The following is a 6,409-nucleotide window of genomic DNA, read 5'->3' as shown; positions in this document are numbered from 1 at the left end:
GACTGTTGTTCTCAGGTTTCATCTACCCACCCCCCCCCGCGCGCCAACCCGGGCGAAACCCCCGGGGCCCCCGGGGGCCCGCCCCCGGGGGCCCCGCGTCGACGGTCTGCTACCGGGCCGCCTTCAGCGCGATGTCGGTGCGGTGCTGGCCGCCCTTGAGGGCGATCCGGCCCACGGCGGCGTACGCGTGCTCGCGCGCCTCGGCGAGGTCGGCGCCGGTCGCGGTGACCGACAGCACCCGGCCGCCGGCGCTCAGCACCCGGCCGTCCTCGTCCGCCCTGGTGCCGGCGTGCAGCACGTACGCGGAGCCGTCCGCCTCGGCCTCGGCCAGGCCCTCGATCGGGTCGCCGGTGCGCGGCGCGGCCGGGTAACCCTCGGAGGCGACGACCACGGTGACCGCGGCGCCCTCGTCCCAGCGCAGCGGCTCCAGCTGGTCCAGCGTGCCGTTGGCGGCGGCCAGCAGCACGCCTGCCAGCGGGGTGCGCAGCCGGGCCAGCACGACCTGGGTCTCCGGGTCGCCGAAGCGGGCGTTGAACTCGATCACCCGGGTGCCCCGGGAGGTGAGCGCCAGGCCCGCGTAGAGCAGGCCGGAGAACTCGGTGCCGCGGCGGCGCAGCTCGTCCACGGTCGGTTGCAGGACGGTCTCCAGGACCTCCTCGACCAGCCCGGCGGGCGCCCAGGGCAGCGGCGAGTAGGCGCCCATGCCGCCGGTGTTGGGGCCCTCGTCGCCGTCCAGGGCGCGCTTGAAGTCCTGTGCGGGCTGGAGCGGCAGGACGGTCGTGCCGTCGGTGATCGCGAACAGCGACACCTCGGGGCCGTCCAGGTACTCCTCGATCACCACGCGCTCGCAGGAGGCGGCGTGCGCCAGCGCGGCCTCGCGGTCGGAGGTGACCACGACGCCCTTGCCGGCGGCCAGGCCGTCGTCCTTGACCACGTACGGCGCGCCGAAGGCGTCCAGCGCCTCGGCGGCCTCGGCGGCGGTGGTGCAGACGTAGGAGCGGGCGGTCGGCACGCCGGCGCCGGCCATCACGTCCTTGGCGAAGGCCTTGGAGCCCTCCAGCTGGGCGGCGGCACCGGACGGGCCGAACACCGGGATGCCGGCGGCGCGCACGGCGTCGGAGACGCCCGCGACCAGCGGGGCCTCCGGGCCGACCACGACCAGCTCGGCGCCGAGCCGCACGGCCAGGTCGGTGACCTGGGCGCCGTCCAGCTGGTCGACCGGGTGGACCGTCGCCACCTGCGCGATCCCGGCGTTGCCCGGGGCACAGTGCAGCTCGGTCACGGCGGGATCTTGGGACAGAGAGCGGCACAGGGCGTGTTCGCGGGCGCCGCCGCCGATGACGAGGACCTTCACGGTTGGCAAGGGTAGTCGGTGGCCTGTTCCGGCCGCTCTCCGGTCCCGTCGGATCGTCCAGCGGAAGACCTCCGTACGCCGACGATGTCGGAGGAACCTCCAAGTCGAGGGCCGGCCGGTGAGCAACGGGTGTCCGGGTCAGGACGGCGGGTCACCGGCCCCTCGCTCGGACGGGTGAAATCTCGCCGACCCCCGCATCCCGCTCACCTCGGGTTCCGGTGGCCGAATCCGATAACGATCATCGGTGAAGCGCCCCACGGTCAGCCATTTGGCGGTAAGAAGTGCTGTTGGACAAGCACCGGCAGACGCCGCGTCAGCCAATGGACAGCCAGACCCAGCAGCCCGCCCGCCACAGGGAGCCTCACAGGTGAGCCAGCCGGAAATGCAGCCCGAGGAGAGTGCCTGGGGCAAGGAGATCGGCGAGGAGGACCAGCCCGCCGCGACCGTCGCCCGGCGGGCCTCCACCCGCCGCCGGACCGATCTGAGCACCCGCCAGTTCCCGCTCGGCGACTGGGGTGAGCCCGCCGAGCGGCTGGAGGAGCTGTACCGCTGGTCCGAGGAGCGGGCGGTCGAGGCGATCGACTGGTACCGCCGGGACCGGGTCTGGAAGCGCCGCTGGGCGCGCCTGCTGCGGTTCGGCACGGCCGGTTTCGCGATCGGCGGCGTCACCGCCCCGCTGGTCGACCTCACCGGCACCGTCGCGCACGGCACCAGCTGGGGCTACGTCGGCCTGGCGCTCGCCGCCGCCTGTTACGGCACCGACCGGGTGTTCGGCCTCACCTCCGGCTGGATGCGCGACGTCAGCACCGCGCAGGCGCTGCAACGCCGCCTGGAGGCCTTCCAGTTCGACTGGGCGTCGGAGTGCGTGCGCGAGGTGCTCGGCCCGACCGAGGGCACCGCGGGCGAGGCCGCCGAGCGCTGCCTCGGCGTGCTGCGCCGGTTCTGCGAGGACGTCTCGGACATGGTCCGCACCGAGACCTCGGAGTGGATGCTGGAGTTCCGCGCCTCGATGACCCAGCTGCCCACCCAGGCCCCCGGGACGTGGGGCGGGCGCAGCGAGACCGGGGTGGGCGCCCAGGTGCGGATCCTGCCGCCGCCGGGCACCCGGCCCACCATGCCGCGCCAGCGGCCGCCGGAGGGGCCGCTGCGGTAGGGCCGCTGCGGCGGAGGGGCTGCCGGAGGGCCGCGGCTGAGGGGCTGCGGCGGCTCAGGCGAAGACGATCATCGAGCCCTGGGAGACGCTCCGGGTAGCCGCCGCGTACAGGCCCGACCAGGCGTGCCGCTCCCGGGCGAAGGGGTGCAGGTCGTCCAGCGGCGGCCCGAACGGCTGCTCCAGGCCCGTCGGCCCGAGCGGCCGGGTCGGCGCCGGCGGGTTGAGCGGGTCGATGCCCAGCGCCGGGGCCACCGCCTGGAGCTCGCGCAGCAGCCCGTGGCTGGAGCCGAGCGGACCGCCGGAGGCCAGCAGCGTGTCGTCCACCAGCGGCAGCGCGAACTCGATCGGCACGTACGCGCCCGCGTGGTCGAAGTGCCACACCAGGTGCGACTGTTCGGCGCTGCTCTCGAACATCTCCAGCAGCTGCTCGTAGTCGCCGCCGAGCGAGTCCACCGGCGTGATGTCCAGCCCGGTCAGGCCCAGCAGGTAGGCGCGGCGCAGGAAGTGCAGCGAGTCGTAGTCGAAGGCGGCTATCGGCTCGACCGCCCCGCTGATCCCCGGCACGTACTGGTAGACCGGCACCTCGGGCAGCCCGTGCGAGGTCAGCACGGCGTTGTAGAGGGCCAGGTCGTCCCGGAAGGGGTTGTCGGGGCTGTGGCTCAGCACGTCCACGAGCGGGACGAGCCAGAGGTCGCAGGCCATGGCCGGCAGTTCCTCTCCGGGCGGCGGGGGTCGCCGTACGGGGGCGGTACGACGACGCTGGGGACGGGGGTGGGATCGGCACCAGGACGGCCGTTTATCCGAGCGCCCGGTTCGACGACCGCCCACCTTACCGGCCCGGAGCGCGGTGCGGGTCGGACCGGCCCCGCGGTGCCTCGGGGGGCGGCTCGGGCAGCCGCCGGCCGAACCGGCCGTACGGCACCGAGCGCGGCTGCGGCACCAGACCGAGCCCCAGCCCGAGCTCGCGCCCGAGCTCCCGGCCGACCTCCTCGCCCCGCCGGAGCCCCTCCGGCCGCGGCTGCGGCTGCGGCGGCTCGGGCTGCGGCGACGGTGGTGACGGCTCGGGGGCCGGGGGCTCCGCAGGCTGTCCGTCCACCACCTCGGTGAGCAGCCCCAGCACGCTCACCGACTCCAGCGGGTGCCCGGTCAGCTCGGCCAGCAGCCGGACGGTGAACAGGTTGTACTCGCTGATGATCCGGTGCGACCCGGCCAGGTCCCCCGCCTCGACCGCGTCCACCAGGTCGAGGTGGCGGTCCCAGCACACCCCGCCCAGCACCCGCATCTCCCGCAGGTAGGGCGCGGCGAACATCCAGGACTGCACCCGCAGCCAGTCCAGGTAGTCGCCGACCCGGCGGTTGTCGAGCAGCCCGGCGACCTCCTGCCAGAACCGGCGGTCGCAGCCCACCATCACGTCCAGGTTCCCGGCCCGGGCGGCCCGCACCGCCGCGTCGGCCCGGCGGCGCAGCGAGGGCAGCCGGCTCAGGTCCGGCAGCGCCCGGCGGGCGGTGAACTGGCGGAAGTAGCTGTCGGTGAGCAGGACCCGGGCTTCGAAGATCTCCAGGAAGTCCTCCCAGCCCAGCTCGGGCACGGTGAACCCGCGGTGGTGCTCGGTCCGCAGCAGCCCCTGCGCGCCGAGGTCGACCAGCGCCTCCCGGGCCGGCGTCGCGGAGACGCCGTACAGCTCCGCGATCTCCTTGACGGTGAAGTTGCGGCCGGCCGCCAGCCGGCCGGCCATCATCTCCTCGCGCAGCGCCCCGGCGATCTGCTCGCGCAGGCTGTTGCGGTGGATGACGGGGCGGGTGTCGCCTGCGCCGTTGCCGGACATGCGCGCGACCTCCTCGGGCGGGACGGCCGGTCCGACCCTCGACGGACCGGCCGGAAACGGCGGGGAACACGACGAGTACTCATCTTCTCAAACCCGCCCCGACCGGGTTCGAACCAACCCCCGGCCGGACCGACCCTGACCCGGACCGGGGCGTCCGGACCGGCCCTGACCCGGAGCGGCCCTGACGCTGGACGGGCTCTAACGCTGGACCGGCGCCGGGATCCCGAGCAGCCGGTCCCGCAGCACCGGGAACTCCGCGCGGGCCTTGGCCACCTCCGCCGGGTCGAACTCGACGGTCAGCACCTCCTCCTCGGTGCCCGCCTCGGCCAGCACCCGGCCCCACGGGTCCACCACGATGCTGTGCCCGGCCTGCTCGACCCCGGCGTGCGTCCCGGCGGTGTTGCAGGCCAGCACGTACGCCTGCTCCTCCACCGCCCGCGCCCGGGCCAGCAGCGTCCAGTGCTCGCGCCGCCGGGCCGGCCAGGCCGCCGGGACCACCAGCAGCTGCGCCCCGGCGTCCAGCAGCGCCCGGAACAGCTCCGGGAAGCGCAGGTCGTAGCAGGTCGCCAGGCCCAGGGTGGCGAAGTCGGTGGGGGCCGTGACGATCTCCTGCCCGGCGCCCATCACCACCGCCTCGCCGCTGTCGAAGCCGAAGCGGTGGATCTTGCGGTAGGTGTGCACCAGCTCGCCGTCCGGGGCGAACAGCAGCGAGGTGTTGTAGATCGGCCCGTCGGGATCCCGTTCGACGATCGACCCCGCGTGCAGCCAGACCCCGGCCGCCCGGGCCGCCGCCGCCATCGCGTCCGAGGTGGGCCCGTCCAGCGTCTCCGCGCCGTCCGACCAGAGGTCGTAGGCGAAACCACCGAGCGGCCACAACTCCGGCAGGACCACCAGGTCGGCGCCCTGCTGGGCGCGCACCAGAGCGGCCGCCCTGGCCCTCCGCTCGGAGGGCGGCTCGGCGTCCGAGACCGCGAGTTGGATCAATGAAGCGCGCACAGTACCACCGTCCACGGCAAGAGACCTACGATCGTCACCCGAAAGCGCTGCCCAGCTGTCTCCCGGCAGCGTAACGTGCGGTTAGCGTGCGTGCCCGGAAGCCGGACCATCCCGGCGACCCCCGAGGCCGGGCGCACACGGCAAGGAAGCTGACGGAGGGCCGGAGATTCCCGTGACGGACAACCAGACCGTGCAGGCTTACACCGAGGCGTGGACCCAGAGCATCGAGTCCATATCGGAGCTGGTCGCCCCTCTCCCCGGGGACTCCTGGAACCGGGCCACCGAGTGCCCCGGCTGGTCCGTCCGGGACGTCGTCTCGCACATCATCGCGGTCGAGTCCGACCTGCTCGGCGACCCCCGCCCGATCCACTCGCTGCCGCGTGACCTCCGTCACGTCACCACCGAGTTCGCCCGCTACGTCGAACTGCCGGTCGACAAGCGCCGCTGCCACACCGCGCTGGAGATGACCAGCGAGCTGGAGTACACGATCATCCGCCGCTCCCGCGCGCTGCGGAACGCCAAGCAGACCCCCGACGAGGCCGTCCGCTGGCCGGCCGGCCCGTACAGCCAGGACGTGCCGTACCACGAGCTGCTGCGCCGCCGGGCCTTCGACGTCTGGGTGCACGAGCAGGACCTGCGCCGGGCCCTCGACACCCCGGGCAACCTGGCCAGCCCGGCCGCACTGATCAGCCGGGACGTCCTGCTGGAGCTGCTGCCCAAGGCGGTCGCCCACCACGCCGGCGCCCCGGCCGGGACGACCGTCGTCCTGGACGTCACCGGCCAGGTCGAGTTCCTGCGCACCGTCCGGGTCGACGCCGCCGGCCGCGGCAGCGTCGACGAGTCCGTCAGCCTGGCCCCCGACGTCCAGCTCACCATGGACTGGGAGACCTACGTCCGCCTCGCCTGCGGCCGCGGCCGCCCCGGTCCGGTCGGCATCGAGGGCGACAAGGAACTGGCCGAACGCCTCCTGGCCACCTTCGCCGTCACCATCTGACCCCCCGGCGCACACGACCCGGCGTACACGCACGAGTGCGCGCCGGGTCGGCACCACTCGTGCATCCATACGTCAATGCGGCACCAG

The 6,409-nt window shown here is 74.2% G+C and carries 6 protein-coding genes; 2 read left to right on the top strand and 4 right to left on the bottom strand.

What is annotated here, in order from left to right; genetic code table 11:
* Window positions 1-109: 109 nt before the first annotated feature.
* On the bottom strand, window positions 110-1,354 hold the full coding sequence (gene purD / locus ABTY15_RS31700; protein WP_350602841.1) for a phosphoribosylamine--glycine ligase: 1,245 nt from the start codon (window positions 1,352-1,354) through the stop codon (window positions 110-112).
* A 367-nt stretch (window positions 1,355-1,721) separates the two neighbouring features.
* On the opposite strand from purD, the gene ABTY15_RS31695 reads away from it, so the two are divergent.
* Entirely contained in the window at window positions 1,722-2,507 is a 786-nt protein-coding gene (locus tag ABTY15_RS31695) for an SLATT domain-containing protein (RefSeq protein WP_350602837.1), read from the top strand.
* Window positions 2,508-2,561: 54 nt separating this feature from the next.
* Here the strand turns inward: ABTY15_RS31695 and ABTY15_RS31690 are convergent, their stop codons facing one another.
* The 3 genes from ABTY15_RS31690 to ABTY15_RS31680 all read right to left on the bottom strand — a co-directional run bounded on the left by ABTY15_RS31690 (window position 2,562) and on the right by ABTY15_RS31680 (window position 5,328).
* Window positions 2,562-3,209: a putative DNA-mimic protein gene (locus ABTY15_RS31690; protein ID WP_350602834.1), complete on the bottom strand. Its 648-nt coding sequence runs from the start codon at window positions 3,207-3,209 to the stop codon at window positions 2,562-2,564.
* A 127-nt stretch (window positions 3,210-3,336) separates the two neighbouring features.
* Complete coding sequence (locus tag ABTY15_RS31685) at window positions 3,337-4,332, bottom strand: GntR family transcriptional regulator (RefSeq protein WP_350602831.1); 996 nt, start codon at window positions 4,330-4,332, stop codon at window positions 3,337-3,339.
* 198 nt (window positions 4,333-4,530) lie between these two features.
* Window positions 4,531-5,328 (bottom strand): carbon-nitrogen family hydrolase, encoded by a 798-nt coding sequence (locus ABTY15_RS31680; protein WP_350602828.1) that lies wholly within the window; start codon window positions 5,326-5,328, stop codon window positions 4,531-4,533.
* Window positions 5,329-5,500: 172 nt separating this feature from the next.
* Between ABTY15_RS31680 and ABTY15_RS31675 the strand changes: the two genes are divergently transcribed.
* Window positions 5,501-6,322 carry a maleylpyruvate isomerase family mycothiol-dependent enzyme gene (locus tag ABTY15_RS31675; protein WP_350602822.1) on the top strand — a complete coding sequence of 274 codons (822 nt, stop codon included), beginning with the start codon at window positions 5,501-5,503 and terminating at the stop codon, window positions 6,320-6,322.
* The last annotated feature ends 87 nt before the right edge of the window (window positions 6,323-6,409 follow it).

It is taken from the genome of Kitasatospora sp. NPDC097643, from assembly GCF_040302625.1.
Classification (GTDB): domain Bacteria; phylum Actinomycetota; class Actinomycetes; order Streptomycetales; family Streptomycetaceae; genus Kitasatospora.
This window is presented reverse-complemented; position numbering and strand designations above follow the sequence as displayed.